The sequence below is a fragment of the Burkholderia sp. THE68 genome, assembly GCF_009938265.1.
Lineage (GTDB): Bacteria > Pseudomonadota > Gammaproteobacteria > Burkholderiales > Burkholderiaceae > Caballeronia.
In genome coordinates this window covers 563,385-589,450 of record NZ_AP022317.1, presented here as the reverse complement: position 1 = coordinate 589,450, position 26,066 = coordinate 563,385, and the positions used below count along the sequence as shown (strand labels likewise).

General features: G+C 63.7%; 25 protein-coding genes. 17 read left to right on the top strand and 8 right to left on the bottom strand.

The window, feature by feature from the left end:
- The first annotated feature begins 41 nt into the window (after positions 1 to 41).
- Entirely contained in the window at positions 42 to 782 is a 741-nt protein-coding gene (locus BTHE68_RS24015) for a GntR family transcriptional regulator (RefSeq protein ID WP_162068787.1), read from the top strand.
- Here BTHE68_RS24015 and BTHE68_RS24010 read toward each other — a convergent pair whose 3' ends face one another.
- Entirely contained in the window at positions 783 to 1,745 is a 963-nt protein-coding gene (locus BTHE68_RS24010; protein ID WP_162068786.1) for a LysR family transcriptional regulator, read from the bottom strand.
- A gap of 106 nt (positions 1,746 to 1,851) precedes the next feature.
- Here BTHE68_RS24010 and BTHE68_RS24005 point away from each other — a divergent pair, with 106 nt between their 5' ends.
- Genes BTHE68_RS24005 through BTHE68_RS23985 form a run of 5 tightly spaced genes read left to right on the top strand, consistent with a single transcriptional unit; the run spans position 1,852 to position 6,425 of the window.
- Complete coding sequence (locus BTHE68_RS24005) at positions 1,852 to 3,213, top strand: acyclic terpene utilization AtuA family protein (RefSeq protein ID WP_162068785.1); 1,362 nt, start codon at positions 1,852 to 1,854, stop codon at positions 3,211 to 3,213.
- A 2-nt stretch (positions 3,214 to 3,215) separates the two neighbouring features.
- Positions 3,216 to 3,548 (top strand): DUF4387 domain-containing protein, encoded by a 333-nt coding sequence (locus BTHE68_RS24000; RefSeq protein ID WP_162068784.1) that lies wholly within the window; start codon positions 3,216 to 3,218, stop codon positions 3,546 to 3,548.
- A 37-nt stretch (positions 3,549 to 3,585) separates the two neighbouring features.
- The gene (locus BTHE68_RS23995; protein WP_162068783.1) at positions 3,586 to 4,944 is read left to right on the top strand and encodes an MFS transporter; all 1,359 of its coding nucleotides are present in this window, start codon (positions 3,586 to 3,588) and stop codon (positions 4,942 to 4,944) included.
- Complete coding sequence (locus BTHE68_RS23990) at positions 4,941 to 5,831, top strand: MBL fold metallo-hydrolase (protein WP_162068782.1); 891 nt, start codon at positions 4,941 to 4,943, stop codon at positions 5,829 to 5,831. Before BTHE68_RS23995 ends, BTHE68_RS23990 begins: the two co-directional genes overlap by 4 nt.
- 6 nt (positions 5,832 to 5,837) lie before the next feature.
- Positions 5,838 to 6,425 (top strand): nitroreductase family protein, encoded by a 588-nt coding sequence (locus tag BTHE68_RS23985; RefSeq protein ID WP_162068781.1) that lies wholly within the window; start codon positions 5,838 to 5,840, stop codon positions 6,423 to 6,425.
- A gap of 234 nt (positions 6,426 to 6,659) precedes the next feature.
- On the opposite strand, the gene BTHE68_RS23980 is transcribed toward BTHE68_RS23985, so the two are convergent.
- The 3 genes from BTHE68_RS23980 to BTHE68_RS23970 all read right to left on the bottom strand — a co-directional run bounded on the left by BTHE68_RS23980 (position 6,660) and on the right by BTHE68_RS23970 (position 9,446).
- Entirely contained in the window at positions 6,660 to 7,820 is a 1,161-nt protein-coding gene (locus BTHE68_RS23980) for an iron-containing alcohol dehydrogenase (RefSeq protein ID WP_162068780.1), read from the bottom strand.
- A gap of 9 nt (positions 7,821 to 7,829) precedes the next feature.
- Complete coding sequence (locus tag BTHE68_RS23975; RefSeq protein WP_061178298.1) at positions 7,830 to 8,339, bottom strand: flavin reductase family protein; 510 nt, start codon at positions 8,337 to 8,339, stop codon at positions 7,830 to 7,832.
- Between the two features lie 138 nt (positions 8,340 to 8,477).
- Positions 8,478 to 9,446: a LysR family transcriptional regulator gene (locus BTHE68_RS23970; protein WP_162068779.1), complete on the bottom strand. Its 969-nt coding sequence runs from the start codon at positions 9,444 to 9,446 to the stop codon at positions 8,478 to 8,480.
- 122 nt (positions 9,447 to 9,568) lie between these two features.
- Here BTHE68_RS23970 and BTHE68_RS23965 point away from each other — a divergent pair, with 122 nt between their 5' ends.
- Positions 9,569 to 10,978, top strand: a complete 1,410-nt coding sequence (locus BTHE68_RS23965) for an LLM class flavin-dependent oxidoreductase (protein ID WP_162068778.1) — start codon at positions 9,569 to 9,571, stop codon at positions 10,976 to 10,978.
- Positions 10,979 to 11,648: 670 nt separating this feature from the next.
- On the opposite strand, the gene BTHE68_RS23960 is transcribed toward BTHE68_RS23965, so the two are convergent.
- Positions 11,649 to 12,575, bottom strand: coding sequence for a LysR family transcriptional regulator (locus BTHE68_RS23960; protein ID WP_162068777.1), 927 nt, complete (start codon positions 12,573 to 12,575; stop codon positions 11,649 to 11,651).
- Between the two features lie 121 nt (positions 12,576 to 12,696).
- Here BTHE68_RS23960 and BTHE68_RS23955 point away from each other — a divergent pair, with 121 nt between their 5' ends.
- The 6 genes from BTHE68_RS23955 to BTHE68_RS23930 all read left to right on the top strand — a co-directional run bounded on the left by BTHE68_RS23955 (position 12,697) and on the right by BTHE68_RS23930 (position 18,816).
- Positions 12,697 to 14,082, top strand: a complete 1,386-nt coding sequence (locus BTHE68_RS23955; RefSeq protein WP_162068776.1) for an acyclic terpene utilization AtuA family protein — start codon at positions 12,697 to 12,699, stop codon at positions 14,080 to 14,082.
- Positions 14,069 to 14,398 carry a DUF4387 domain-containing protein gene (locus tag BTHE68_RS23950; RefSeq protein WP_061178295.1) on the top strand — a complete coding sequence of 110 codons (330 nt, stop codon included), beginning with the start codon at positions 14,069 to 14,071 and terminating at the stop codon, positions 14,396 to 14,398. The genes BTHE68_RS23955 and BTHE68_RS23950 overlap by 14 nt, the downstream gene beginning before the upstream one ends.
- Positions 14,395 to 14,943 (top strand): flavin reductase family protein, encoded by a 549-nt coding sequence (locus BTHE68_RS23945; protein WP_162068775.1) that lies wholly within the window; start codon positions 14,395 to 14,397, stop codon positions 14,941 to 14,943. The genes BTHE68_RS23950 and BTHE68_RS23945 overlap by 4 nt, the downstream gene beginning before the upstream one ends.
- Positions 14,944 to 14,952: 9 nt before the next feature.
- Positions 14,953 to 16,017, top strand: a complete 1,065-nt coding sequence (locus BTHE68_RS23940) for an amidohydrolase family protein (RefSeq protein ID WP_162068774.1) — start codon at positions 14,953 to 14,955, stop codon at positions 16,015 to 16,017.
- A gap of 87 nt (positions 16,018 to 16,104) precedes the next feature.
- The gene (locus tag BTHE68_RS23935; protein WP_162068773.1) at positions 16,105 to 17,400 is read left to right on the top strand and encodes an MFS transporter; all 1,296 of its coding nucleotides are present in this window, start codon (positions 16,105 to 16,107) and stop codon (positions 17,398 to 17,400) included.
- A gap of 24 nt (positions 17,401 to 17,424) precedes the next feature.
- Positions 17,425 to 18,816 carry an LLM class flavin-dependent oxidoreductase gene (locus BTHE68_RS23930; RefSeq protein WP_162068772.1) on the top strand — a complete coding sequence of 464 codons (1,392 nt, stop codon included), beginning with the start codon at positions 17,425 to 17,427 and terminating at the stop codon, positions 18,814 to 18,816.
- A 34-nt stretch (positions 18,817 to 18,850) separates the two neighbouring features.
- On the opposite strand, the gene BTHE68_RS23925 is transcribed toward BTHE68_RS23930, so the two are convergent.
- Together BTHE68_RS23925 and murJ are read right to left on the bottom strand one after the other, a co-directional pair.
- Positions 18,851 to 19,072 (bottom strand): prevent-host-death protein, encoded by a 222-nt coding sequence (locus BTHE68_RS23925; RefSeq protein WP_197919702.1) that lies wholly within the window; start codon positions 19,070 to 19,072, stop codon positions 18,851 to 18,853.
- 86 nt (positions 19,073 to 19,158) lie between these two features.
- The gene (gene murJ / locus BTHE68_RS23920; protein WP_232078041.1) at positions 19,159 to 20,481 is read right to left on the bottom strand and encodes a murein biosynthesis integral membrane protein MurJ; all 1,323 of its coding nucleotides are present in this window, start codon (positions 20,479 to 20,481) and stop codon (positions 19,159 to 19,161) included.
- Between the two features lie 374 nt (positions 20,482 to 20,855).
- Here murJ and BTHE68_RS23915 point away from each other — a divergent pair, with 374 nt between their 5' ends.
- The gene (locus BTHE68_RS23915) at positions 20,856 to 21,548 is read left to right on the top strand and encodes an HAD family hydrolase (RefSeq protein WP_232078040.1); all 693 of its coding nucleotides are present in this window, start codon (positions 20,856 to 20,858) and stop codon (positions 21,546 to 21,548) included.
- Here the strand turns inward: BTHE68_RS23915 and BTHE68_RS23910 are convergent.
- On the bottom strand, positions 21,537 to 22,448 hold the full coding sequence (locus BTHE68_RS23910; RefSeq protein ID WP_162068770.1) for an AraC family transcriptional regulator: 912 nt from the start codon (positions 22,446 to 22,448) through the stop codon (positions 21,537 to 21,539). The two genes, BTHE68_RS23915 and BTHE68_RS23910, sit on opposite strands and share 12 nt — an antisense overlap.
- Before the next feature lie 139 nt (positions 22,449 to 22,587).
- Between BTHE68_RS23910 and BTHE68_RS23905 the strand changes: the two genes are divergently transcribed.
- The 3 genes from BTHE68_RS23905 to BTHE68_RS23895 all read left to right on the top strand — a co-directional run bounded on the left by BTHE68_RS23905 (position 22,588) and on the right by BTHE68_RS23895 (position 26,057).
- The gene (locus tag BTHE68_RS23905; protein ID WP_162068769.1) at positions 22,588 to 23,421 is read left to right on the top strand and encodes an oxidoreductase; all 834 of its coding nucleotides are present in this window, start codon (positions 22,588 to 22,590) and stop codon (positions 23,419 to 23,421) included.
- Between the two features lie 74 nt (positions 23,422 to 23,495).
- Positions 23,496 to 25,274, top strand: a complete 1,779-nt coding sequence (locus BTHE68_RS23900) for an ABC transporter transmembrane domain-containing protein (RefSeq protein WP_162068768.1) — start codon at positions 23,496 to 23,498, stop codon at positions 25,272 to 25,274.
- Between the two features lie 36 nt (positions 25,275 to 25,310).
- Positions 25,311 to 26,057: a dienelactone hydrolase family protein gene (locus tag BTHE68_RS23895; protein ID WP_162068767.1), complete on the top strand. Its 747-nt coding sequence runs from the start codon at positions 25,311 to 25,313 to the stop codon at positions 26,055 to 26,057.
- The last annotated feature ends 9 nt before the right edge of the window (positions 26,058 to 26,066 follow it).

Below are 26,066 nucleotides of genomic sequence, written 5' to 3'. Positions count from 1 at the left end.
CGCGCGCCGCCTCCCGGGTCTTCTCAAAACGGCGCATGTCCATGAGCGCACACGATCAGAAATGGGACCTGCCGCAGCAACAGTCGTTGCCGCAACTCGTCGAAGCCCGCATCGTCAGCGCAATCCGCGCGGGCGATCTGAAGGCGGGCGAGCGCATTGTCGAAACGCAACTGGCCAAGCGGCTCAGCGTGAGCCGCGGGCCGCTGCGCGAGGCGCTCAAGTCGCTCGAAGCGAACGGCCTGGTGTTCACCATTCGCGGCAAGGGCACCTATGTCGCCGAAGTATCGCAGGACGACTTCGTGCGCATGACGGGCATCCGCGCCGTGCTCGAAGGGTTCGCGGCGCGGCTCGTCGCGGCGCGTTGCCGTCATGAGCCGGAGGTGATCGCGCTGCTGGAACGATCGCTTGCGGACCTCGAACGCGCCGAAGCGAGCCACGACGCCGCCGCGCTGCGCGATGTCGACTGGGAATTCCACGAACTCGTCTGCACGCTCGCCGACAACGACCTGCTGCATACCACGTGGCATTCCATCAGCTCGCTCGTGCGGCTCTATCAGCAGGGCAACGCGAATTACGAAGTGCGCAGCGGCAGCGTCGTGCATCATCATCACGAGTTCGTCGAGGCGCTGAAGTCGGGCGATCCGGACTTCGCCGAGCAGACCTTTCGCAGCATCATCACCGATACGACCTTTCGCTCGCTCGGACAGACCGTGCCCGAAGCGATGACCTCGATGACCGTGCCGCCGCGCGCGCCGAAGAAAACGAAAAGCGCAACGAAGTAGTCAGCCCGAATCGGCGTGCAGCGTCGCCGCGAAGTGCGCGCGCAGATGATCGAGAAACAGCGTCGAGGCCAGATTCAGGTCCGCTTTCGCGCGCACCAGTACACCGAAGTTGCGCGACAGGTCGATGTCGGGTACGTCGAGCGTCGCGCGCGATTCGAGCGAATAGCGCTGCGCCATGTAGCGCGGCAGGAAGGTCGCGCCCAGACCCGCATCCACGAGCCCGAGCACCGTGCCGACGTTGGTCGCGTGCTGGATCGTACTCAGCGACAACCCGCGCTTCGCCAGTTCCGCCGACAGCCGCGTCTGCAAAAGCGCATAACGGTCGAGCAGCATGAGCGGCAAATCCGCGAGCTGTTCGAGCGAGATATGCTGCGCGCCCGCGAGCGGATGCGCTCTCGGCAGCACGACGAGCATCGGCTCCCGCGCGAGCGGCTCGAATCGCAGCGTGCTGGAATCGCCGTCGAACGCGCTCACGGCGAGATCGGCCTGACCCGATTCGACCGATGCGAGCACATCTTCGTATTGCAGGTCCCTGACCTGAATCTGCATCGCCGGATGCGCCTGACGAAACGACTGGATGAGCTGTGGCAGCACGACGGCGGCGAGCATCGGCGTGGTCGCGATCACCGTGCGCAGCTTCGACGACGCCGCCCGCGACTGGAAGTCCAGCAGCAGTTCGCGCAAACCCGCGAGGGCGAGTTTCGCGCGGCGCGCGAGTTCTTCGCCGTCGGGCGTGGCCGTCACGCGCCGCGTCGTGCGCTCGACGAGCCTGGTCTTCAGCATCGATTCGAGCCGCTGGACGCGGTTCGTCACGGACGGCTGCGACACGTGCATTTTCTTCGCCGCCGCGCTGAAGCTGCCCAGTTCGATCACCGCGAGAAAGGTCTCCAGCTCGACGAGTTCGAAGCGCAGGCTGATCGGGTCGATGCTTTCTGCGGTAACGGAACGCGCATCACGCGACATGGTGATTTATAACCCCAGCTTATAAATCCATATTCTAAAGCGAATAGAGTTTCACAGTCCCGTTCCCGATAATTTCGGCAACAGTCGATAAAGGAACGGAGACTTCATGAAGGACGAAATCAAGATCCTGACGCCCAATGGCATTCTGGGCTATGGCATCCCGGCCGCCGACTTCTGGCGCGGCATCGAACAGCAGCCCGACGCGATGATCGTCGATGGCGGTTCCACCGACCCCGGTCCCTATCTGCTCGGCCTGCCCAAGACCCTGGTGACGCGCGAAGCGTATCAGCGCGATCTCTCGCTGATGCTCGAAGCCTGCGCCACGCGCAAGATTCCGATCTACATCAGCTCGGCAGGCGGCCCGGGCATTCGCGCGCATGTGGACTTCATGGTCGATGTGATCGCGGAGATCGCGCAGCGCGAGGGCTATCGCTTCAAGGTCGCGAAGATCTATGCGGACGTGGACCCGTCGTACGTGCGCGATGCGCTGGGCGAAGGGCGCATCACGCCGTGTGCATCGGCGCCGGCGTTGCAGGCGGGGGACATCGGCGCTTCGTCGCATATCGTCGCGCAAATGGGCGCGGAGCCGTTCGCAAAGGCGTTGCGCCAGCATCCGGACCTCGACATCATCATCGCGGGCCGCGCCTATGACCCGGCGCCGTTCGCGGGCCTGTGCATGCTGCACGGCATCGATCCGGGCATCTACTGGCACATGGGCAAGATCGTCGAATGCGGCGCGAATTGCGCGGAGCCGAAAGGCAAGGTGATTCTCGCCACGATCCGCCGCGACAGCTTCGACCTCGAACCGATGAACCCGCGCGAGCGCTGCACGCCCGCATCGGTGGCCGCGCACACGCTCTACGAAAAGACCCGGCCCGATCTTCTGACCGGACCCGGCGGCGTGCTCGATCTGCGCGAGGCGACCTACGAACAGATCACCGATCGCGCCGTGCGCGTGCGCGGCAGCCGCTTCATTCCGGCCGACGACTACACGGTGAAACTCGAAGGCGCGGGCGTCGTGGGCATGCGTACGATTTTCATCGGCGGGATTCGCGATCCGATCCTGATCGGGCAGATCGATAACTTTCTTGAGCGCATCGAGGACGAAGCGCGCGAGACGTATCCCGAACTGCGCTCGGGCGAGGCGACGCTGAACTTTCACGTGTACGGCAAGAACGGCGTGATGGGCAGCTTCGAGCCGCTCGCGAACACAGTGCCGCATGAGATCGGTCTGCTCGGCGAAGTGACCGCGGCGAATCAGGAACTGGCGAATGCGATTTGCAGCAGCGTGCGGATCGATGTGCTGCACACGCCATATCCGGGACAGGTGGCGACGGCCGGCAACTTCGCGATCCCGCTCAATCCGCCGGAGAACCCGATCGGCCCGGTGTGCAAGTTCACGGTCTATCACGTGATGAAGATCGACTCGGCCGAGTTGCTGTTTCCGATTGAAGTCGTGGAGATCTGAACATGAACGCAACGCAGACGAAGACATTGCGCGATCTGGCGAAAGTCGTGCGCAGCAAGAACTCCGGCCCGTTCGAGATCACCTTCGACGTGATCTTCGACGACGCGCCGCTTTACGAACGCGTGAAGCAGAGCGGCGTGCTGACCGAAGCGCTGATCTGCAAGCTGTACAACGTGACGAAGGAAGACATCGTGACCCTGATGTTCTTCGATCCGGCACGCGCGTTCAAGCTGACGCTCAAGCGCTCGTGGGCGCAGGGCAGCGTGGGCGAGCGCGACACGTTCGGTGCGCAGCAGCATGCGCCGTTATTGACAGTCGAGATTCCCGGCGTCTGACGACGTCGGCCAAATAAAAGCAAGCGGAGGAGACAACATGGTCAACGATTCGGATATCCGGCGAGTGTCGTTCGCCAGCGCGATTGGCGCGACGCTCGAATGGTACGACTTCTTCATCTTCGGATCGGCGGCCGCGCTGATCTTCAACAAGCTGTTCTTTCCGGCATTCGATCCTGTCGCGGGCACGATCGCGTCGCTGGCGAGTTTTGCGATCGGTTTCATCGCGCGACCGGTGGGCGGCATCGTGTTCGGCCATTACGGCGACCGCATTGGCCGCAAGGCCATGCTCGTGCTGAGCCTGCTGATGATGGGCGGCGTGACCTTCCTGATTGGCCTGTTGCCGACTTACGAGAGCATCGGACTCGGCGCGCCGATTCTTCTCACGACCTTGCGCTTCCTGCAGGGCTTCGCGGTAGGCGGCGAGTGGGGCGGCGCGACGCTGATGGTGATCGAGCATTCGCCCGCGAAAAAACGCGGCTTCTACGGCGCGTGGCCGCAGATGGGCATCTCCGCCGCGCTGATTCTTTCGACTGGCGTGATGGCCCTGACCACCGCGCTCACGACGGCCGAGCAGTTCGCGGCCTGGGGATGGCGCGTGCCGTTCCTGCTGTCGGGCTTGCTCGTCGTGGTGGGCTTCATCATTCGACGCCGCGTGTCCGAGTCGCCGAGCTTCCAGAAACTGCAGCGCTCGCACACCGCCGAGAAGATGCCGATCGCCACGGTGCTCGCCACTCAGAAGAAACGCACGCTGCAGATCGTCGCGGCGCAGGCGGCCGAGAACACCAGCTTCTTCGTGATCTCCGTCTATGCGCTCGTCTATCTGACGCAGAACCTGCATATCGGCAAGCCGCTCGCGATTCGCGCGCTGATGATCGGCTCGTTCTTCACACTGTTGTCGCAGCCGTTCTTCGGCGCGCTGTCGGATCGCATCGGCCGCAAGAAGGTGTACATGGGTGGCATGATCTTCCTCGGCGCGTTCATCTTTCCGTTCTTCAGGATGCTCGACACGGGCAGCTATCCGGTGATCGTCACGGCGATCACGATCGCGATGGTCTTCGGTCTGGGCAGCACGCTGTCCGCGCAGCCCGCGCTGATCAGCGAGCAGTATCCGGCTGCGATACGCTATAGCGGCGTGTCGGTAGCGTATCAGCTCGCGACCGTGATCTGGAGCGGCCCCACGCCGATCCTCGCTGCGCTGTTCGTGATGTGGGCGGGCGGTTACTGGTTGCTGGCCGCGTATATCGTGCTCGCCGCGGTGATCTCCGTGCTCGGCATCATGCCGTTGCGCGAAGCGGCGGGCGTCGAGCTTGCCGCGCTGGAGGACGGCGCGAACCGCGAGCCGCGCATGGAACGTCAGCCTGTCGCAGCAGGATTGTCGGGGGAGCAGGCATCGTGATTCGATTCCAGATTGGCAACGTAACGGCGACGCTGGTTCAGGAAACCGTCGACACGTCCTTCGACTTTCTGAAGTTCTTTCCGCTGGCGACGCCGAAGGACGTCGCGGACAATCTCTCGTGGATCGCGCCCGGTCACTACGATCCCGCAACAGGGCGGATGCTGCTCAGCATGCACTCGTGGCTGCTGGATACCGGGCGTCACAAGATCCTGATCGACGGTTGCGTCGGCAACGACAAGGAACGCCCGGGCCGGCCCGACTGGTGCAATCTGCAGACGCCGTATCTCGACCGCCTCGCTACGGCGGGCGCCACGCCCGAGCAGATCGACTACGTGCTTTGCACGCATCTGCATGCGGATCATATCGGCTGGAATACGCGGCTCATCGGCGATCGCTGGGTGCCGACGTTTCCCAACGCGAAGTACGTGTTCTCGAAGATCGAGAACGACTACTGGGCGGCGCGCTACGCGAAGGAATCCACGGGGCATCACATTCTCGGCTACAAGGACAGCGTGTTGCCCGTGATCGAGGCCGGGCAGGCGCTGATCGTCGATGACTACGCCGAGATCGCGGACTGTCTCTCGCTCGAACCCGCGCCGGGGCACACGCCGGGGCATGTCGCAATCTGGCTGAAGTCGAACGACGCGCACGCCGTGATGACCGGCGATATCCTGCATCATCCGATTCAGGTGAAGTATCCGCACTGGAGCTGCTTCGGCTGCATCGACCAGAAGCAGTCCGCCGAGACGCGCCGAAGGATTCTGGAGCAGACCTGCGAGCGGCGCGCGCTGCTCTTACCGGGGCATTTCATGGCGCCGCACGCCGGTTATGTCGATGAGACGCCCGGCGGCTTCGATTTCCGGCATCCGGATGCTTCCGAGCGATAAGACACCATGACCCATCGACCAGCCCCGACCGATATCGCCATTCATCCACTGATCGCCGCGCGCTGGAGTCCGCGCGCGTATGCGGACCGTGCCGTCGAACACGCGCATGTGATCGCCATGCTCGAAGCGGCGCGTTGGGCGCCATCCGCGTTCAACGCGCAGCCGTGGCGCTTCGTCGTGTTCGAGAAGGCCGCGGATCCCGTGGCGTTCGGGCGTGCGTTCGGCACGCTCATCTCCTTCAATCAATCGTGGAATGCGAACGCACAAGTGCTGATCGCCGTGCTCGCGGACACGCTCACGGCCAAGGGCGCAGAGAATCCGAGCGCAGGCTACGATGCCGGCGCGGCCGCGATGGCGCTGCTTTTGCAGGCGCATGCGCTGGGTCTTGCAGCGCATTCGATGAGCGGCCTCGATGCGGATGCGTTTCGGGAAGCGTTTTCGATTCCCGGGCGTTATGAGGTGCTGAGCATGATTTCGGTTGCGCATCATGGCGACGCGCAGTCGCTGCCCGCCGCGCTTGCGGAGCGCGAGCATGCGCCGCGCGCGCGGTTGCCGCTGGAGAGGATTGCGCAGTTTGGTGGGTGGGTGGAATAGAGGCGATAAAAAAGCATCCTGCGTGGAGCCGGATGCTTTCCTTACATCGAGCAACCCCGTCACACAATCATCGCCACCCGCTGCAGAGTCTCAACACAAGCGTTCGCCACTTCCCGTCCCTTCACGCTCATATGCTCGTGAAAGAACCGCAGATGCTCTCGAACGCATGACGGCACTGATCCACGATCTCGCGATGCCAGCACGACTGCACGAACGCGATGCGCACGGTCCCGTTCATAACGCGGCCCTGTAAATATCGAGCGCAGCCGCTTCGGTCATCTCACGCGGGTTGTTGATGAGCAGACGCTGCTGCTTCATCGCGTCGGCGGCGAGCATCGGCAGATGCGATTCCTCCACGCCCACCTCGCGCAGCGTGCGCGCAATCCCGGTCTCGTTCACGAGCGTCTGCATCGCCTGAATGAAGGCTTCGGTCTTCGCTTCGGCGCTGTCACCGGCGGCGGCGCAGCCGAGCGTATCGGCAAGCTCCGCATAGCGCGCGGCGGCGGCGGGCGCGTTGAAGCGCAGCACATGCATCAGCACGAGCGCATTCGACAGACCATGCGGCACATGGAAATGGCCGCCGAGCGGATACGCGAGCGCGTGCACCGCGGCGACCGGCGCATTCGAGAACGCCTGGCCCGCGAGCGTTGCGCCGAGCAGCATCGCTTCGCGCGCGGCGCGATTCCCGCCATCGCGACAGGCGGGCAGCAGGTTCGCATACAACAGACGCAGCGCTTCCTTCGCGAGCATGTCGGAGAGCGGATTCTTCAGACGCGCCGACGTGTACGCCTCGATCGCATGCACCATCGCGTCGATGCCGGTCGCGGCGGTCGCTTGCGGCGGCAGGCCGAGCGTGAGTTCCGCGTCGAGCAGCGCGAGATCGGGATAAAGAACCGGCGAGACGACGCCGCTTTTCGTGGTCGCACCCGTCGTCACGATGGAAATGGCCGTGACTTCGGAGCCCGTGCCCGCGGTGGTCGGCATCAGCACGAGCGGCAGACGCGGACCTTCGACGTTGCCGACGCCGTACATCTTTTCAAGCGGTTGCGCCGACGCGCACAGCACGGCGATCAGCTTGGCGACGTCCATCGACGAGCCGCCGCCGAGTCCCAGCACGATTTCCGCGCCGCTCGCCTTCGCGCGCGCGGCGGCGTCGAGCACGACGTGATCGGGCGGATCGGCGACGACGTCGTCGATCACCGTGACTTGCCAGCCTTGCATGGCGAGATTGTCGAGCGCCGGCGCGATCAGGCCGCTCTCATTCAGGAAGCGGTCGGTGACGAGCACGAGACGGCGTTCGTCGCGATAGCGCTCGCGCAAGAGCGCGCCGAGACGCCGCGCGCCGCCGTAATCGACGAGGAGCGAAGGAACCGTGGTGAAGCTGAAAGCGTTCATGCGATGCGCTCAGATAAGTGAATCTGCGGTTTCGAGTTCGAGGTTGCGAAAACCCCGGTTGTAGTAGACGAGCGGCGTGGCGTCGCCGAGTTCGACGTCCTGGATCTCGCCGATCAGCACAGTATGATCGCCTGCTTCGTGCACGTCGCGCGCGATGCACACGAGCGAGGCCATCGAGCCCGGCAGCATCGGCGGATGCGGGTCGTCGCCGGTGCCGTAGCGAAACGCGTGCGGGCCGAACTTGTCGACGCCCTTGCGCGCGAAATGCATCGCGACGTCCTTCTGCTCCTGCGACAGGATGTTGATCGCATAGCGTTGCGCGTTGACGAACGCGGCGTGCGAATCCGCCTTGTTGGCGATGCACACGAGCACGAGCGGCGGGTCCATCGATACCGACGAAAACGAGCTGGCGGTAAAGCCCCAGTGGCGGCCTTGTTCATCGGTGGTCGAGACGATGGTAACGCCGCTCGGGAAAGCCGAAAGCGCGTCACGAAAAGTCTGTTTGTTTTCGAGCGTCATGAGAGGTCTCCGGTATGAGATGAGCGCATGGCATCAGCACTCCATGACCCGAGTCTAGAGTCGCGGGCTCCGCAGAACAATTTCAATGTCGCGATCGATTGATCGGCGAAACGGATAGATGCGCGCATTCATAGGGGATCAGGACGGCGACGCATCGCTCGCGAGCGTCGCGCCGAAATTGGCCTGCAAGTGCCGCACGAAGCTCAAGGCGGCCGCGCTCAGGTCGGCGTCGCGCGCGCGCAGGATGCCGAAGCGGCGGCTCAGGCTCACATCGGCGACCCGCAGCGTGGCGCGGGTGTCGCGCGCGTAGCGCTGGGCCATCGAGCGCGGCAGGAAGGTCGCGCCGAGCCCCGCGTCCACCATGCCGAGCAGCGTGCTCAGATTGGCTGCGTGATGCATTGGCCGCAGCGTGAGGCCGCGTTTCGTGAATTCATCGGCGAGCCTGTCGCGCAGCATCGAGTAGCGGTCGAGCAGCATCAGCGGGATTTGCGCGAGCTGCTCCAGCGTGACTTCGCCGGCTTGCGCAAGCGGATGTGTCTTCGGCACCACGACCAGCATGTCCTCCTCGGTCAGCGCTTCGAAGCTCAGCTTGCTCGAATCATTGTCGAAGGCGACCACGGCGAGATCGGCCTCGTTGCTTTCGATCTTCGCGACGACATCTTCGTATTGCAGATCGCGCAGTTGAATCTGCACGTCCGGATAGCGCTGGCAGAACGAATGGATCAGCGAGGGCAGCATGACGGCCGAGATCATCGGCGTGGCGGCGACCACCACGCGCAGGCGCGCGGCCTCGGCGTCGGCCTGGAATTCCTGCAGCAGCTTGCGCAGTTCGCGCAACGCGATTTCGGCGTGCTCGCGCAAACGCTTGCCGGCGGGCGTGGGCTCCACGTGACGCGTCGTTCGCACGAGCAGGCGCGTCTTCAGGGTCGATTCGAGGCGCTGCACGCGGGCCGTCACGGAAGGCTGCGAGATGTGCAGGCGTCTGGCGGCGGAACTGAAACTGCCCAGTTCGACCACGGCGAGAAAGGTCTCCAGTTCGACGAGGTCGAAGCGCAGCGTCGGTGGCGCTGCGGAGTGCGGGCCCTCGTCCGGCTTGTCGGGCGCCATGACGGGAAGTCTCCGTTGGTTTTATCAGGATCGGCTATGAGTCTATCCCATAAAGCAAATAGTGTCGTCGCGGCGCCGTCGACATAATCGAATCCATACCGACATCTGGAGGCATGGACGACATGGCACACGACACTTCGCGTCAGATGACGCTGATCGGCTTTTTGCAGGCTCAGAACTGCTCGACGTATCCCGGTTCCTGGCGTCATGGCGGTGCGATGCAGGACTTCATGTCGCCGGAGTATTACCAGCGCATCGCGCGCACGCTGGAAGAGGGCAAATTTCATCTGGCGTTCTTCGACGACCGTCTCGCGATGCCCGATATCTACGGCGACGATCACGCGCAAACCGTCGAGCATGGCGTGCGCGCCGTGAAGATGGATCCGTCGCCGATTCTCACCGCGATGGCGATGGCCACGACGCACCTCGGCCTCGGCGCGACCTATTCGACGACGTACTACGAGCCGTACCACGTCGCGCGCCATTTCGCGACACTCGATCTGATGACCAAGGGCCGTGTCGCGTGGAACGTGGTGACGTCGCTCAATGATTCGGAGGCCGCGAACTTCGGCCGCGAGATGCATCTGGAGCACGATCTGCGTTATGACCGCGCCGATGAGTTCCTCGAAACGGTGATGGGTCACTGGGATTCGTGGGAAGACGACGCGCTGATCCTCGACAAGCAAAGCGGCCGCTTCGCCGATCCGGCCAAGGTGCATCGGCTCGATCACAAGGGCGCGTACTTCAGCTCGCGTGGCCCGCTGACCGTGCCGCGTTCGCAGCAGGGGCATCCGGTGCTGATTCAGGCGGGGCAGAGCGGGCGTGGCCGCGCGTTTGCATCGCGGTGGGGCGAACTGATTTTCGTGGTGTATCCGAATCTTGCGGCGGGCAAGAAGCAGCGCGCGGAACTCAGGCAATCCGTGCTCGATGCGGGGCGCGATCCGGAGAAGGTGAAGGTCGCGACTGCGTGTTATACGGTCATCGCCGAATCGGATGAAATCGCGCAGCAGCAACGCGAATATATCGATTCGCTCGCGAAGCCGATCGACTCGCTTACCTTGCTGTGTGAAGTGCTCAACACGGATTTCTCGAAGCGAGATTATGACGCGCCGTTCACTGACGCGGAGATGAAGGCTATCTCCGGGTGGACGGGTTTTCGCGATCGCGTGGTGATGTTGTCGGGGAAGCAGAATCCGTCGGTACGGGATTTTGTCGATTTCTCGAATCGTGCGCGGTTGAACGAGTTTCCGGTGTTTGCGGGCACGGCTAAGACCGTGGCGGATCAGATGGAGCAATGGTTCGTCGAAGGCGGTTGCGATGGGTTTGTGATCTCGCCGACGCATGTGCCGGGCGGGTATGAGGATTTTGTGCGGCAGGTGGTGCCGGAGTTGCAGCGGCGCGGGGTGTTTCGCAAGGATTACGACGGGTCGACGTTGCGGGAGAATTTGGGCCTCGCGAGACCGGATGCGGGGGATTGGCGCAAGCAGGCGTTTGCGGGGGTGAATGGGGAGCCGATGCGTAAGGCCGGGTAGGTTTGTTCGGGTCTTCGCCGGATCCCGTTTGCGTGTCGGTGTATTGGTGTTGCCCCTGTGCGGGGCGGCAGTTACTTTCTTTGCTGCTGCAAAGAAAGTAACCAAAGAAAGCAGCTCGAGACGCCCGCGGTCATACGCAATTTGGGTGTTCTTCTCGTCGTTCGTGGGCTCTGTAGCGAGTGCCCTCGTAGGCCCCGTCGGGCTTGGGCCGCGCACGGTCTGACAAGCTAGTAGTTTAAGCGCGCTGGTTCAGCACGAAAGGGTTCCGGCACAGCGCTACGCGCTGCCGTTGGATATGCAAGGGAAACCATTGGTATGGATACCTTGATATGGAAGCGCATGCAGACCCGATTGACCCATCGGCCGCGAAGCGGGCTGGAGCCATTTGGTGCTGAACCAGTTTGTTCTGTGGTGCGATGTGGCGGACCGTGCGCGGTCCAAGCCCGCTCTGGCCTTTGAGGGCACTCGCTACTGCTGTGCCAAGACTGATCGCCTGTGCCGCGGCCGGCGTGAAGTACTTTGGATGGGGATAGCTGTTTCTTTGGTTACTTTCTTTGCTGCTGCAAAGAAAGTGACTGCCGCCCCGCACAGGGGCAACGCCAATAGACCGACACGTCCACGGGATCCGGCGACGCCCGCCCCCGGCGTGAAAACGCGTCGCCAATACGCCTCACACGATCGAGCGCCACACCCCCGCCCGCACGAGCGCATCCGTCTCCTGCCGCACGATGCGATACAGCGCCTTCATCGCAAGCGTCGCTTCCTTCTTCGGCGAGAACGCAATGGAGAGCACGCCCGGCAGCGCCGGCTCGACGATCGGCCGCGCCTTCAGCGTGCCCCGCTCGATGCGGTTTCGCACCGCCGCATACGGCGCGACCGAGAAGCCCTGACCCGCTTCGACGAGTTCGAGGACCGCCATCATCGCGTCGATCTCGAAGGCGATGTTGAGCGTGAGCGAGCGCGCCGTCGCGGCGTCTTCGGCGAGCGTACGCATGCCATGCGGACGCGCCGGGAGAATCCACGGCAACTCGACGGCGTCGGCGAAGCGGATCGGCTCCATCGCGCGGGCGAGCACGCTTGCGTCGGGCGGGCCGATGAGCAGCAGATCGTCCGACAAAAGCGGCTCGATGCTGATCGTGCTGTGCGGTCCGATGTTGTACAGCACGCCGATATCCAGTTGCCCGCTCAGCAGCCATTCGAGCATGTAGCCGCTCAAACCTTCGCGCATGCGCAGCCGCACGTCGGGAAACTCCGCGCGAAAGCGCCGCACGAGCGGCACCACCAGAAAGTCGCCGAGCATCGGCGGAATGCCCATCGTCACGGTGCCGCCGGGCACCGCGCGCATCGCCTGCATGTGATTCACGGCTTCGTCGCTGCGTTCGAGGATATCGCTCGCGCGCGCGAGGAACTTCTGCCCCGCCTCGGTGAGCGACATGCCGTGGCCGTGCCGATAGAGCAGCGGCGGCCCCAGCTCCTGTTCGAGCATCTGGATATGCCGCGTGAGCATCGACTGACTGATGCCGAGGATCGCGGCGGCGCGCGAGACGCTGCCCTCGCGCGCCACGACCATGAAATACCTGAGCTGCTTCAACTCCACGTGCCTGACTCCTCTGGCGTCGGACGGTTTCGTCCGCGATGCATAACAGGTATGCGAGCAGTTCGCGGCTCATCTGATTACGCTTGATTCCATTCACGAACACAACGGAGACAAGAGCGCAATGGAAGAACTCAGATTGCTCAGCACTACAGCGATCCTCGGCTACGGCTTCGCGCAAAGCGCGTTCGAAGCGGGTCTCGCGCGCAAGCCGCATCTCATCGGCGCCGATGGCGGCAGTTCCGATCCGGGACCGTACTATCTCGCCTCGGGCGAATCGTTCACCTCGCGCATGGCCACCAAGCGCGACATGCGCCTGATGCTCGCGGCCGCCGTGCCGCTCGGCATTCCCGTGGTGGTCAGCACGTGCGGCGGCGCGGGCGGCGATCCGCATCTGCAGATGATGGTCGATATCGTCAAGGAGATCGCGCAGGAAGAAAGTCTGTCATTCAAGCTCGCGGTTATCAACTCGGAATTGCCCAAGGACGTGTTGCTCGAACACGTGAACGCCGGCAAGACGCGCCCGCTTTACGGCCTGCCGCAACTGACGCCCGAACTCATCGATCAAGCTGTGCGCGTGGTCGGCGCGATGGGGCCGGAGCCATACATCGCCGCCCTCGATGCGGGCGCGCAAGTGATTCTCTCGGGCCGCAGCACCGATCCCGCGCCGTGGGCCGCGATGGCGATCCGCGCCGGCTTCTCGCCCGCGCTCGGCTGGTATGCCGGCAAGATGCTCGAATGCGGCGCGGAACCGGCCTTGCCCAAGCGCGAAGGGTGTCTGCTCGCGACGATCCGCGAGGATCACGTCGAGCTCGAACCGATGCATCCCGAACAGGCCTGCACGCCGCGTTCGGTCGCGTACTTCGCGCTGCACGAGAACAGCAGCCCGATTCATCATCACGAGCCGGGCGGCATGCTCGATACCTCCGAATGCACCTTCGAAGCGGTGACGGATCGTGCCGTGCGCGTGTCCGGCATGCGCTGGCGTCCCGCGAAGTACACGGTGAAGCTCGAAGGCGTCGAAGCGCGCGGGCATCGCGTCATCACGCTGTGCGCGACGCGCGATCCGGTGCTGCAGGCGCAGATGGACCGCTACCTCGCGCGCTCGCGCGAAATCGTCGACGAGAAGGCGACCGCGTTCGGTGCGCCATCCGATACCTACACGCTGAACTTTCGCGTCTACGGCCAGAACGGCGTGATGGGCGAACGCGAGCCCTTGCCGCTCGCCGAACGCCATTCGCACGAAACGGCGATCGTCGCGGAAGTGGTCGCGCAGGATCGCGACACCGCGAAGGCCGTGCTGGCCATCGCGCGCACGACGATCCTGCACTCGGAGTTCCCGGGGCGCCTGTGCAAGGAAGGCAATATGGCGATCCCGTTCTCGCCGTCCGACCTCGATCTCGGTCAGGTCTACCGCTTTTCCGTCTGCCATCTGCTCGAACCGGAGAACGCGCTCTCGCTGTTCCCGATCCGCTACGAAGACATTGGAGACCGTCATGCCAGCCATTAAGGATTTCGCGAGCGTATGCCGCAGCAAGAACGCGGGGCCGTTCATGGTCACGCTCGACATCGTGTTCGAAACCGATGAGATCTACGACCGCGTCGCCGCGACCGGCGTGCTCAAGCCCGAACTGTTCGCGCGGCTCTATGGCGTGACGCCGGAGCAGGTCCAGTTCACGCCGTATCGCGCCGCGCGCGCGTTCAAGGCGACCTTGCCGCGCCTCGTCTCATCGGGCGATATCGGCGACACGGACGTGTATGGCTCGCAGCAGCACGCGCCGATGCTCGACATCGAGATTCCCATCAAGCTGGAGAACACGCGATGAGCGAAGCCGAACTTCAGGTGCGTCCGGGCGTCGAGCGTGCCGACGACGCGCAGACCTTGCAGAGCTCGTTTCGCCAGGCGATGCGTAGGCTCGCAGGCGGCGTCGCGCTGGTCTCCACGGTTCAGGACGGCGTGCGTCACGGCATGACGGTCACGGCCGTCACGTCGCTGACGATGGACCCGCCCGCGCTGGTCGTATCGGTGAACCGGCATGCGTCGGCATTCGATGCGCTCGTGCTGAGCGGGCGCTTCTGCGTGAATCTGCTGACGCAGCAGCATGCGGACCTCGCCGCGGCGTTCGCACGCAAGCCGGACGGCGACGCGCGCTTCGCCAACGGCGCGTGGCGCATGAACGAAGCCGGCATGCCGGCGCTCGATGGCAGCGTCGCGTCGATATCGTGCCGCGTGCACGACCTGGTCGAGTACGGCACGCACGCGATCCTGATCGGCGCGGTGGAGCATCTCGAGATCGAGCCGCAGCAACCGATGGCGCCGCTCATCTATCTGAGCGGGCAGTTCGGCGGCTTCTGGCCGCTGACCGCATAGGGAGCGCGCATGTTCGACGCGAAATATGAACGCAGCAATTTCCCGCGCATCCGGCCCGAGTGGCTCGCGCAGGTCGCCGAGCCCGCCGTCGAGCCCGAGTTGCCGGTCATCGATCCGCATCATCATCTGTGGGATGTCGAGAGCGCGTTCTATCACGCGCCCGAGTTCGTCGCGGATGCGGTCGCGGGGCATCGCGTGCTGGCGAGCGTGTTCGTCGAATGCAAGGCGCATTTCGACGCCGACGCGCCCGCCGGGTTCGCGCCCGTCGGCGAGACGCGCTTCGCCGTGGCGCAGGCGCAGGCCGCGGCGCGTCTGCCGCACGGCGATGCGAATCTCGTAAAGGGCATCGTCGCGTATGGCGATCCGTTCGTCGCGAATCCGCAGGCGGTGCTCGAAGCGCACATCGACGCGGGGCAGGGGCGCATGCGCGGCGTGCGCGTGCGCGCCGCATGGCATGCCGATCCCGCATTCGCCGCGCCCCACGATGGCCCCGACGAACACACGATCAGCTCGCCCGAACTCGACCGCTACTGCGCGATCCTCACGGAGATGGGCCTCGTGCTCGATCTGTGGGTGTACCACACGCAACTCGATCAGGCCGCCGCGCTCGCACGCCGTCATCCGCGTCTGCCGATCGTGCTGAACCACTGCGGCGGGCCGCTCGGCATCGGGCCGTATGCGGACCAGCGCGCGCAGGTCCGCGAGGCATGGAGCACGTCGCTCGCGCGCGTGGCGTCGAACGAGAACGTCATCGTAAAGATCGGCGGCCTCGCCATGCCGCGCACGGGCCTGTCCTTCGCCGATGCCGCGAAACCCGCAAGCTGCCTCGAACTCGTCGAGCGCTGGACGCCTTATGTGCGTACCTGCATCGATCTGTTCGGCGCGCAACGCTGCATGTTCGAGAGCAATTTTCCCGTCGACAAGGGCAGTTGCAACTACGTGTCGGTGTGGAACGCATTCAAGATCATGTGCGCCGGTCATCCGGCGGCGGCGCGCCGCGCGCTGCTCGCGGGCACGGCCAATCGTGTGTACGCGCTTGGCGTCGAGACGTTGACGGAGGAGGCGATTTCATAACGAGCGGACTGAAGCGTTGCAGACATCCGTACAGGCAAAGACCATCCGGCGCGCGAGATCGCGCGCACGGATTTTCGGAGGAGACACATGAGAAATCGCCGCATCTTCATCTATATATTTCTGTTTTCGCTCACGAGCATCAACTACATCGACCGCGTCGCGCTGTCGGTCGCCGCGCAGCCGATCGCGCACGAGTTCGGCATCAGCCCGATCCAGATGGGCTTTCTGTTGTCGTCGTTCATCTGGACGTACTTCGCGAGCCTGATTATCTGGGGTCTCGCGCTCGACCGCTGGGGCACGCGCTACGTCAACGCCATCGGCATGGCGATCTTCTCGCTCGCCACCGTCGCGACGGGCTTCGCGTGGAGCTACGCGTCGATTCTCGTCACGCGTCTCGTGATGGGCGCGGGCGAGGCGTCGTCGTATCCGGCGGGCGGCAAGGTGATCCGCGAATGGATGCCGGCGCGCGAACGCGGCATCGCGGCGGCGACGCTCAACAGCGGCTCGTACGCCGGGCCGGCGATCGGTGCGCTGGTCGTCGCGTGGGCGGTGCAGCTCTTCGGCTGGCGCACGGGCTTCGTGCTGGTCGGCAGCTCGGGCGCGATCTGGCTCGTCTGCTGGCTCAAGTGGTTCAGGAAGCCCGAGTTCGCGAGCTTCATCGACGACGAAGAGCGCGCGCTGATCCTGCGCGAGCGCAACGGCGGAATGCCCGACGCGCCGAGCGGCCCGACGCTCTCCATTCCCGACCTGCTGAAATCGGTGAGCGTGTGGGGTCTGCTCATCACGCAGGGTTTCGGTTCGTACGCGCAGTTTCTGTTTCTCACGTGGCTGCCGAGCTATCTGCAGACGGAGCGGCATCTGGACATCGTGAAGAGCGGCTATTTCACGGCGCTGCCGTATGCGCTTTCGGTGATTCTCGCGCTCGGGATCGGCAAGCTGAGCGATCGTCTGCTGCCGGTCGAAGCGATCAACAAGGGCGGACGGCGCACCATGGTGGCGGCGTCGATGCTGCTGACATCGGTCGTGCTCGCGACGCCTTTCGTCGATGACATGTGGGTGATGGTCGCTGTCTTCACGCTGTCGCTGACCGGCGCGCAGGCGGCGCTCGCGATGAACATCGCGCTGATCGGCGATCTGCTGCCGTCGTCGGCGGAAGTGGGACGCGGCACGGGCCTGCTGATCACGGGCGGCGCCTCGTTCGCGATGATCGCGCCGATCGCCACCGGCTATGTGGTCGCCATCACGCACAGCTACAACAACGCGTTTTATATCGCGGGTGCGCTCGCACTGGCCGGCGCGCTCGTGAGCCTGCTCATGACTCGCTCACCGATTCGCAGATCCGACAGCGTCGCGACCGTCAACGAAGTATCGGTCGGCGTCTGAGACTAATTTCATAAGGAAATCGAAATGACCAAAAAGCAAATGACCCTGATCGGCTTTCTGCAGGCGCAGAACTGCTCGACCTATCCCGGCTCGTGGCGGCACAGCGCGGCGATGCAGGACTTCACGACGCCCGAGTATTACCAGCGCATCGCGCGCACGCTGGAAGAGGGCAAGTTTCATCTGGCGTTCTTCGACGACCGCCTCGCGATGCCCGACATCTATGGCAACGATCATGCGCAAACGGTCGAGAACGGCGTGCGCGCCGTGAAGATGGACCTGGTCTCGATCCTCACCGCGATGGGCATGGTCACGTCGAAGATCGGCCTCGGCGCGACGTATTCGACGACGTATTACGAGCCGTTCCATATTGCGCGCACGTTCGGCACACTCGATCTGATGACCAAGGGTCGCGCCGCGTGGAATGTCGTGACGTCGCTGAACGATTCGGAAGCAGCGAACTTTGGCGAGAGCGCGCATCTCGAACACGATCTGCGTTACGACCGCGCCGACGAGTTCGTCGAAACCGTGATGGGCCACTGGGACACGTGGGAAGACGGCGCGCTGATTCTCGACAAGGAAAGCGGCCGGTTCGCGGATGCATCGAAAGTGCATCGTCTCGATCATGAAGGGCGCTTCTTCAAGTCGCGCGGTCCGTTCACCGTGCCGCGCTCGCAGCAGGGACATCCCGTGCTGATCCAGGCGGGGCAGAGCGGGCGCGGGCGGCTTTTCGCGTCGCGCTGGGCGGATCTGATCTTCGTCGTCTATCCGAATCTCGCGGTGGGCAAGAAGCAGTATGCGGAGATGAAGCAGGCGCTCGCCGACGCAGGCCGCAATCCCGATGACGTGAAGATCTCGACCGCGTGCTACACGATCGTCGCGGAGTCGGACGAGATCGCGCAGAAGGAGCGCGAGTACATCGACGCGCTTGCGAAGCCGATCGATTCGCTCGCGCTGCTGTGCGAAGTGCTTAACACGGACTTCTCGAAGCGCGGCTACGACGATCCGTTCAGCGATGCCGAAATGGCCGCGATTTCCGGCTGGACCGGGTTCCGCGATCGCGTGGTGACGCTGTCGGGCAAGAAGAATCCTTCGGTGCGCGATTTCGTGGACTTCTCCAAGCGCGCGCGCATCGACGAGTTTCCGGTGTTCTGCGGCACGCCGAAGACGGTCGCGGATCAGATGGAGCAATGGTTCGTCGAGGGCGGCGTCGATGGCTTCGTGATCGCGCCGACGCACGTGCCCGGCGCGTACGAGGACTTCGTGAGGATGGTGGTGCCAGAACTGCAGCGGCGCGGGCTGTTCCGCAAGGACTACACGGGCGGCACGCTGCGCGAGAACCTCGGGCTGCCGATTCCGCAATCGGGAGACTGGCGCAAGACGGCGTTTCCGAGGACGTCGAAGATCAAGGTGGCTTGAGCGGGGGGGCGTTGGTTCGACAGCGAGGCTTGCACTAGGCGAGTCTCCGCTGGCGGTCGAGGTGGTCGAGTTCCGCAAAGAATGCGTCGCCGTCGGCGTATTCGCCGCGGTCGATCCGCTTCTGGCCGATTTCGAGAATCTTCAGGAGCGCGATTGTCTGCTGCGTGGCTTCGCAGGTCCGCGCATCCTGAACCACAAGTTTCGCTTCGCCATTCCGCGTCATGATGAGCGGCTTTACGCGATCGGCGATAGGCATGGGGGCGCTCCGTTATAGTCTGATCGACTGATGAATATAGACTGTTTTCGGTTTGGCGCCCATCTCGATCGGGCAGGCGAGTTCCCCTATATCCCTGTCCGACCGCTCGCAAGCGAAACCCGAAATCTCGCCAGATAGATATAGCACGCGTGTATGCAAGCAGCGCCGACGCCGGTCGCAAGCAGCACGCCCTGCGCCCCATACAGGCGCACCAGCAGGACATTGCAGAGCACCTTGACCGAGAACCCCAGCAGCGAAACGATGGAGATCGTGCGATAGCGCATCTCGCTCGCGAACAACTGCACGAGCACGCACATGCCGAAGTAGAACGGCACCTGCAACAGACCGAAGCGGAACAAGGTGGTGACGGCGAGCGTGTCGTCGGCGGTGAACGCGCCTTTCTGAAACAGCAGCTTGATCGCGTACGGCGCGAGAACATAGGCCAGGCAGGCGCCGAGCAAGCCTACGGTCAGCATGACACCCGACCACTTCAGCGCGGTGCTGCGCGCGCGCACGTGATCGCCCTGAAAAAGGATCTCCGACAGAATCGGCAGCGTGGCGCGGCTGATGGCGAGCGCGCCCATGCTGAGCAGCAGCGAGAGCAGCCGGTTCGCATAGCCGAGCGTCGCGATCGCGCCATCGCCTTGTTGCGCCATGAAGTACTGGTCTACCGGAAGCCACAGTCCGGCGACCACCGATCCGACCATCAGCGTGCCCATCGAGCGGATGGTCTTCGGCCACTGGGGTGCGTTCATCGAGACGCGCGGCATGTCGGACGCGCCGTCCGCGCGCCGCGCCAATATCCTGAGCCATACCGCCTGCACCACGAAGCCGATCGACGTGCCCAGCACGAGCGGCATGATCGACTCGCTGTTTTGCGCGGCGAGCACAAAAATCAGCAGGCCGATGGCCGGCACGCATTCGAGCAGAGTATTGATGTGCCGTCCCGAAGCCTGAAGCCGCGACGCCGATATGCAGATGGTGAAGGTCAGCACGCCGACCGGAATCATGCCGAGGATCATCTGCCGGACGCTCTCGCGTGTGGACGGAGACAGACTCGTGGCGACGAGCTCGGCCATGTAAGGCCAGGAAAGATAGAGCAGCAGGCAGAACGCCAGGGAAATAACGAACCCCATGCCTTCGAGTTCGCCGAGAAATCCGTTCTGTTGCGATTTATCCTTGCGAAGCGCGACGAGGGCTGGCACGAGCAGCACGCTCAGCTCGTTGGTGAGCAGAGTGGGCAGCCAGGTGACGAGTGTGAGAGCAAGCTGATAGGCATCGACAGTGCCATTGATTCCATAGCGGTAGGCGATCGCCATTTCCTTCGATGCGCCTATGCACTTGCCGGCGAGAACGAAGATCAGGAGAACGAACGCGCTTCTCGCGATTCGCTTGTGATCCTGATGCATGCCGCCCAAGCGTCTTCGGACGGATTCCACCGCTGCGGTAAGCACTAAACCTCCAGTCAGCCGATCGCCCTGCGTAATGACCCAGGACGATATCTTTATAGTTGAGCGTTGTAAGGCCGGACGAATGCAGGCCGCCCGAGAAGGAATAAAACCGCGCAAGAAGCCGTCGATGACTCTATCACGCGCTTCAAGACGTTTGATCGAGGGTATGAAGCTCGCTTTGTTACGCAGCATTACTGCTTCATAAGAATGCGAATGCGCGACGCTTGCTTTCGATAAGATATGCGCGGTATGTCTCAGACAAGACGGCTGTACGGTGATAATCACGTCGATGAAGTTATCTGGACATTCTCGACACGCAATAATCGGAAAGGATGAATCAAGCTTTGATCAAGGCCATTTTGTGGGATATGGACGGTACGCTCGCGGAAAGCGAGTCGCTGCATTTGCGCACGCTGATTGCGGCGCTCGCGCGTCATGGCGTGGAAGCGGGCGAGGAGATGCATCCGCTCGTCTTCGGCAAGACGGGGCGTGAAGCGCATGCGCTGTGTTGCGAGCGCTTCGGCTTGTCGGTCGATTACGCCGACTGGTCCGCGTTTCGCGCGAGGACCTATCTCGAAGGTGCGCCCGCGCTCGTGCCGCGCCCCGGCGCGCTCGAGGTCTATCGCGCCGCGAAGGCCGCGGGCATCACGCAGGCGATCGTGTCGAACGCATCGCGCATGCTGCTCGAAGCGAATCTGCGCGCGCTCGGCATCGAGGAGCCGTCGCTCGTCACCATCAGCGTCAACGATGTGCGCCACGGCAAGCCGAGCCCCGAGCCGTACGAGCGTGCGGCGTGGCTGCTGCGTCTCGCGCCCGAGGAAGTGATCGCGGTGGAAGACAGTCCGACGGGCGCGCGCGCCGCCATCGCCGCGCATATGCGGGTGCTCGCCTGGCCGTTCGATGACGAAGGCGCCGCGCTGTTCCCCGCAGAAGCGCAGGTCGTGCGCTCGCCGCGCGAACTGGCGCTGGCGTTGGGTCTCGATGCGGATTCGCTTTGCGCGCGCGCTGTATCGTCAATGAGATGACACATACGCCGAATCAGCAAACGGAGCAGGCATGGCGAAGCTTGCGCGCATCCGCCTCGTCTCCGCCGCTGGCGTCAAGCCAAAAAGCCTCTTGAATTCCCGGTTGAACTGCGATGCGCTCGTGTAACCCACGGCGAGGCTCGCTGCCTCGGCGGTCAGGTCCTGGCGGATCATCAACAGACGCGCCTGGTGCAAGCGCGTCGACTTGAGATACTGCATCGGCGAAACCTGAGTGATCGCCTTGAAGTGGCTGTGAAAGCTCGGGATGCTCATTCCGGCTTCTTCGGCCAACTGTGTCACGTCCAGCGGCTGCCCATAGCCGGCGTGGATGAGGCGCAGCGATTTGCCGATTCGCCCGAACTGTCCTCGCATCGCCAAGGCTTCGCGCATCGAGCCGCCCTGTGCTCCGGTCAGCACGCGAAAGTAGAGTTCGCGCAGCAGGCCCGGGCCGAGAATCGCGGCTTCGAGCGGCCGGCTCATCGCCTCGAGGAAGCGCAACACGGAGGTCTGCATCGCGTCGTCCATCGGTGTCGACATCATGCTTTGAGGCGCTTGCACGTAATCCGGCACGCCTTCACGATCGATCTGCGCCGCCAGTTCGGCGGCCAGCGTGAAATCCAGGTGAAGGTAAAGCGCGAGCAACGGACGCTTCTGGCTAGCGTCGGTTTCCATGCTGAACGGAACGGGCACCGACACGGCGAGATAGTGATGCTCGTCGTATAGATATGTCTGATCGCCGAAATAACCACGTTTGCGGCCCTGACAGACAATCACGATGCCGGGATCGTAGAGAACCGGCGTGCGCGACAGCGGGCGGTCAGAACGCAGGATGCGAACGCCCGGCAGCGCTGTGAGGTTGTAGCCTTCTTCGGACGCCATCGCGCGAAGCAGCGCGATCATGCGGTTCCGGCTCGGCGCAGAGTGCGCCCGATTCATGCTCATAGGTTTAGGCAATAAAGTTAGCGGATCGTGGCTTGGCTAGCGTCCTTCGCCATACTATTCTGCACTCTCCAGTGAACATTCGAGAGGAAAAGCTCCCATGGCATCCAGCAAGATTCTGCTCATTACCGGCGTCAGCAGCGGTTTCGGCCGTGCGCTCGCACAAGAGGCGCTGGCAGCGGGGCACACGGTTGTCGGCACCGTGAGAAGCGATCAGGCAAAGCGCGACTTCGAGGCCCTGTCTGCGAACGCCGCATTCGCGCGTGTGCTCGACGTGACCGATTTCGATGCCATCGATGGCGTCGTGGCGGAAATCGAGGCGTCCGTCGGGCCCATCGACGTGCTGGTCAACAATGCCGGCTACGGGCACGAGGGCATCATGGAGGAATCGCCCTTGTCCGAGATGCGCAGACAGTTCGACGTGAACGTGTTCGGCGCCGTCGCCATGATGAAGGCCGTGATTCCGTTCATGCGCAAGCGCAGACAAGGCCGCATCCTGAACATCACGTCGATGGGCGGTCATATCACCATGCCGGGGATTACCTACTATTGCGGAAGCAAGTTCGCACTGGAGGGTGTCTCCGAAGCGCTCGGCAAGGAAGTCGAGCCGTTCGGCATCGCCGTGACAGCCGTCGCGCCGGGTTCGTTTCGCACCGACTGGGCGGGCCGCTCGATGACGCGCACGCCCCGGTCGATCGCGGATTACGATTCCGTCTTCGATCCCATCCGCCAGGCGCGCGAGGAAAAAAGCGGCAAGCAGCTGGGCGATCCCCGCAAGGCGGCGCGCGCGATGCTTGTCGCCATCGCCGCGGTTAATCCACCCATGCATCTCCTGCTCGGTAGTGATGCGCTGCGGCTCGTGAGAGAGAAGCTGTCGGCACTGGAGCGCGAGATCAGTGACTGGGAAGACGTCACGGTTTCCACGGACGGCTGACCGGCCGCGTAGCCCGGCAGCAGTTCCGCTCGGCGATTGGTACTATCGACCGATCCCTACCATCACGCGATTCCATGCCGACTTCCGCCGCCTCCGCCCCACGCGTTGGCCCGCTGTTCGCCCTCGTCCCTTTCCTGCGGCCGTACGCCGGGCGCTGGGCGCTCGCGTTCCTGGCTCTCGTGACATCGGCGGGCGCGACACTGGCGCTGCCGATGGCGTTCAGATACCTGATCGACCGCGGCTTCGCGAGCGGCGACCGGACCCATATCGATCGCTATTTCATCGGGCTTTTTGTCATCTCGCTCATCCTCGCCGGTGCGACGGCGCTGCGCTTCTACTGGGTCTCGTGGCTGGGCGAACGGGTGACGGCCGATTTGCGGCGCGCGGTCTACGATCACATCATGGGCATGAGTCCGCAATTCTTCGAGACCACGCAAACCGGAGAAGTCCTGTCGCGCCTCACGACCGATACCACGCTGATCCAGACCGTGGTCGGCACGAGCCTCTCGCTCGGATTGCGCAATGCCCTGCTGGCGACGGGCGGCGTCGCGATGCTGGTGATGACGAGCCCGGTGTTGTCCGGCTATATCATCGCTGTGCTGATCGTGGTGGTCGTGCCGATCATCTTCTTCGGACGGCGCGTTCGCCGGCTTTCGCGCGCCAGTCAGGACAAGGTCGCGAATGCGAGCGCGCTGGCCGGCGAGGTGCTCAATGCGATGCCGACGGTGCAGTCGTACACGCAGGAGGCATTCGAGGCGCGGCGCTTCGGCACGGCGGTCGAAGCGGCCTTCGAGACCGCGCTCACGCGCATCCGCGCCCGCGCCGGGCTGACGGCCATGGTCATCGTGTTCGTGTTCGCCGCCATGGTGTTCGTGCTCTGGCTCGGCGCGCAGGCGGTCCTGGCCGGACACATGACGGCGGGCCAATTGTCCCAGTTCATCCTGTATGCGGTGTTCACGGCGGGCGCCGTGGGGACGCTCGCAGAAGTATGGGGCGATCTGCAGCGCGCGGCCGGCGCAACCGACCGGCTCATGGATCTGCTGGCGGCGCGCTCGCCCGTCACGCAGGCCCGCACGACCGTGCCGATGCCGCCGGCAGGCGAAGGCATACGCTTCGACGAGGTCGGCTTCTCCTATCCGTCCCGTCCCGGCATCAGCGCGTTGTCTGCATTCTCGTTCGATGTGCGTCCGGGTGAGCACGTCGCGCTCGTCGGGCCGTCGGGCGCGGGCAAGACCACGCTGTTCCAGTTGCTGCTGCGGTTTTACGATCCGCAGTCCGGAAGCATTTCGATCAACGGTGTCCCGACGCAGCACATGTCGCTCGACGCATTGCGTCGGGCGATCGGTGTCGTGTTGCAGGACTCGGTGATCTTTTCGGGAAGCGTGCTCGACAACATTCGTTACGGCATGCCCGAGGCGACGCTCGCGCAGGCGCGACACGCCGCCGACATGGCCGCCGCCGCCGATTTCATCGAGGAGCTTCCGCAAGGCTACGACACGTTTCTTGGCGAGCGCGGCGTGAGGCTGTCCGGCGGACAACGTCAGCGGATCGCGATCGCACGTGCCATCCTCAGGAATCCGCCCATCCTGCTGCTCGACGAAGCCACCAGCGCGCTCGATGCGGCAAGCGAACGGCTGGTGCAAACTGCGCTGGACAATGCCGCGCAGAATCGCACGACCCTGGTCATCGCGCATCGGCTCGCCACTGTTCAGCAGGCCGACCGCATCGTCGTGATGGAGCACGGGCGAATCGTCGCGCAAGGCCGTCACGCCGAATTGCTTCGAAGCTCGCCGCTGTATGCGCGGCTTGCCGCGCTTCAGTTCGGCGAGCTGACCGCAAGCGATGCTGCGTGACCCGATGAAGCGGCCCCATGCCAGAGGCACAAAGACATGACCCATGAGAACGTGAATATTTCGACTCGCGATGGCGTGTGCCCCGTGTACGTTTTCACGTCCGGCGCGGCAACACCTTCGCACGCCATCATTTTCTATATGGATGCAGGCGGCATCCGGCCTGCCGCACTCGCCATGGCCCAGCGCCTTGCCGATGCCGGATATGTCGTTCTGCTGCCCGACCTGTTCTATCGGTACGGCGCTTATGGTTCTTTTGATCCGGTGGAAGTGTTCAAGGGCGACGTGCGAGCGATCCTCGGCCCATTGATGGCGACCACGAGCAACGAAAAGGCGGCGGAGGATACAGCAGCGCTTCTGGGTTATCTCGACACGCGTATCGATGTCGAGCGCAAGCCGATAGGTGCAGTCGGCTTCTGCATGGGTGGCGGCATGGCGATCGCCGCCGCGGGCACCTATCCCGATCGCTTTGCCGCTGTGGCCAGCTTTCACGGCGGACACCTCGCGACCGACGCACCCGGAAGCCCGCATCGCCATGCGCCGCACTTGAAAGCCGAAGTCTATATCGCAGCGGCGGAAGGCGACGAGACCTATCCGCCAGCCATGGCGCGGCGTCTCGAGAACGCGTTCGATCAGGCCGGCGTACGGTACTTCGCTGAGACATATGCCGGTGTATCGCATGGCTGGATGAAACCGGACTTTCCCGTCTACGATCCGGTGGCCGCCGAGCGCGGATGGTCGAAGATGATCGGGTTCTTCGACCGGACACTCAAGAATTCGAACTGAACCGCTCGT

Bases quoted from the DNA above. Each gene is read 5' to 3' on its own strand.
- BTHE68_RS23975 (WP_061178298.1), bottom strand. From the start codon at position 8,339: ATGACGCTCGAAAACAAACAGACTTTTCGTGACGCGCTTTCGGCTTTC.
- BTHE68_RS24010 (WP_162068786.1), bottom strand. From the start codon at position 1,745: ATGTCGCGTGATGCGCGTTCCGTTACCGCAGAAAGCATCGACCCGATC.
- BTHE68_RS24005 (WP_162068785.1), top strand. From the start codon at position 1,852: ATGAAGGACGAAATCAAGATCCTGACGCCCAATGGCATTCTGGGCTAT.
- BTHE68_RS24000 (WP_162068784.1), top strand. From the start codon at position 3,216: ATGAACGCAACGCAGACGAAGACATTGCGCGATCTGGCGAAAGTCGTG.
- BTHE68_RS23915 (WP_232078040.1), top strand. From the start codon at position 20,856: ATGAATCAAGCTTTGATCAAGGCCATTTTGTGGGATATGGACGGTACG.
- BTHE68_RS23910 (WP_162068770.1), bottom strand. From the start codon at position 22,448: ATGATCGCGCTGCTTCGCGCGATGGCGTCCGAAGAAGGCTACAACCTC.
- BTHE68_RS23900 (WP_162068768.1), top strand. From the start codon at position 23,496: ATGCCGACTTCCGCCGCCTCCGCCCCACGCGTTGGCCCGCTGTTCGCC.
- BTHE68_RS23905 (WP_162068769.1), top strand. From the start codon at position 22,588: ATGGCATCCAGCAAGATTCTGCTCATTACCGGCGTCAGCAGCGGTTTC.
- BTHE68_RS23980 (WP_162068780.1), bottom strand. From the start codon at position 7,820: ATGAACGCTTTCAGCTTCACCACGGTTCCTTCGCTCCTCGTCGATTAC.
- BTHE68_RS23945 (WP_162068775.1), top strand. From the start codon at position 14,395: ATGAGCGAAGCCGAACTTCAGGTGCGTCCGGGCGTCGAGCGTGCCGAC.
- BTHE68_RS23935 (WP_162068773.1), top strand. From the start codon at position 16,105: ATGAGAAATCGCCGCATCTTCATCTATATATTTCTGTTTTCGCTCACG.
- BTHE68_RS23925 (WP_197919702.1), bottom strand. From the start codon at position 19,072: ATGCCTATCGCCGATCGCGTAAAGCCGCTCATCATGACGCGGAATGGC.
- murJ (WP_232078041.1), bottom strand. From the start codon at position 20,481: ATGCATCAGGATCACAAGCGAATCGCGAGAAGCGCGTTCGTTCTCCTG.
- BTHE68_RS23940 (WP_162068774.1), top strand. From the start codon at position 14,953: ATGTTCGACGCGAAATATGAACGCAGCAATTTCCCGCGCATCCGGCCC.
- BTHE68_RS23965 (WP_162068778.1), top strand. From the start codon at position 9,569: ATGGCACACGACACTTCGCGTCAGATGACGCTGATCGGCTTTTTGCAG.
- BTHE68_RS23930 (WP_162068772.1), top strand. From the start codon at position 17,425: ATGACCAAAAAGCAAATGACCCTGATCGGCTTTCTGCAGGCGCAGAAC.
- BTHE68_RS23955 (WP_162068776.1), top strand. From the start codon at position 12,697: ATGGAAGAACTCAGATTGCTCAGCACTACAGCGATCCTCGGCTACGGC.
- BTHE68_RS23970 (WP_162068779.1), bottom strand. From the start codon at position 9,446: ATGGCGCCCGACAAGCCGGACGAGGGCCCGCACTCCGCAGCGCCACCG.
- BTHE68_RS24015 (WP_162068787.1), top strand. From the start codon at position 42: ATGAGCGCACACGATCAGAAATGGGACCTGCCGCAGCAACAGTCGTTG.
- BTHE68_RS23950 (WP_061178295.1), top strand. From the start codon at position 14,069: ATGCCAGCCATTAAGGATTTCGCGAGCGTATGCCGCAGCAAGAACGCG.
- BTHE68_RS23895 (WP_162068767.1), top strand. From the start codon at position 25,311: ATGACCCATGAGAACGTGAATATTTCGACTCGCGATGGCGTGTGCCCC.
- BTHE68_RS23985 (WP_162068781.1), top strand. From the start codon at position 5,838: ATGACCCATCGACCAGCCCCGACCGATATCGCCATTCATCCACTGATC.
- BTHE68_RS23995 (WP_162068783.1), top strand. From the start codon at position 3,586: ATGGTCAACGATTCGGATATCCGGCGAGTGTCGTTCGCCAGCGCGATT.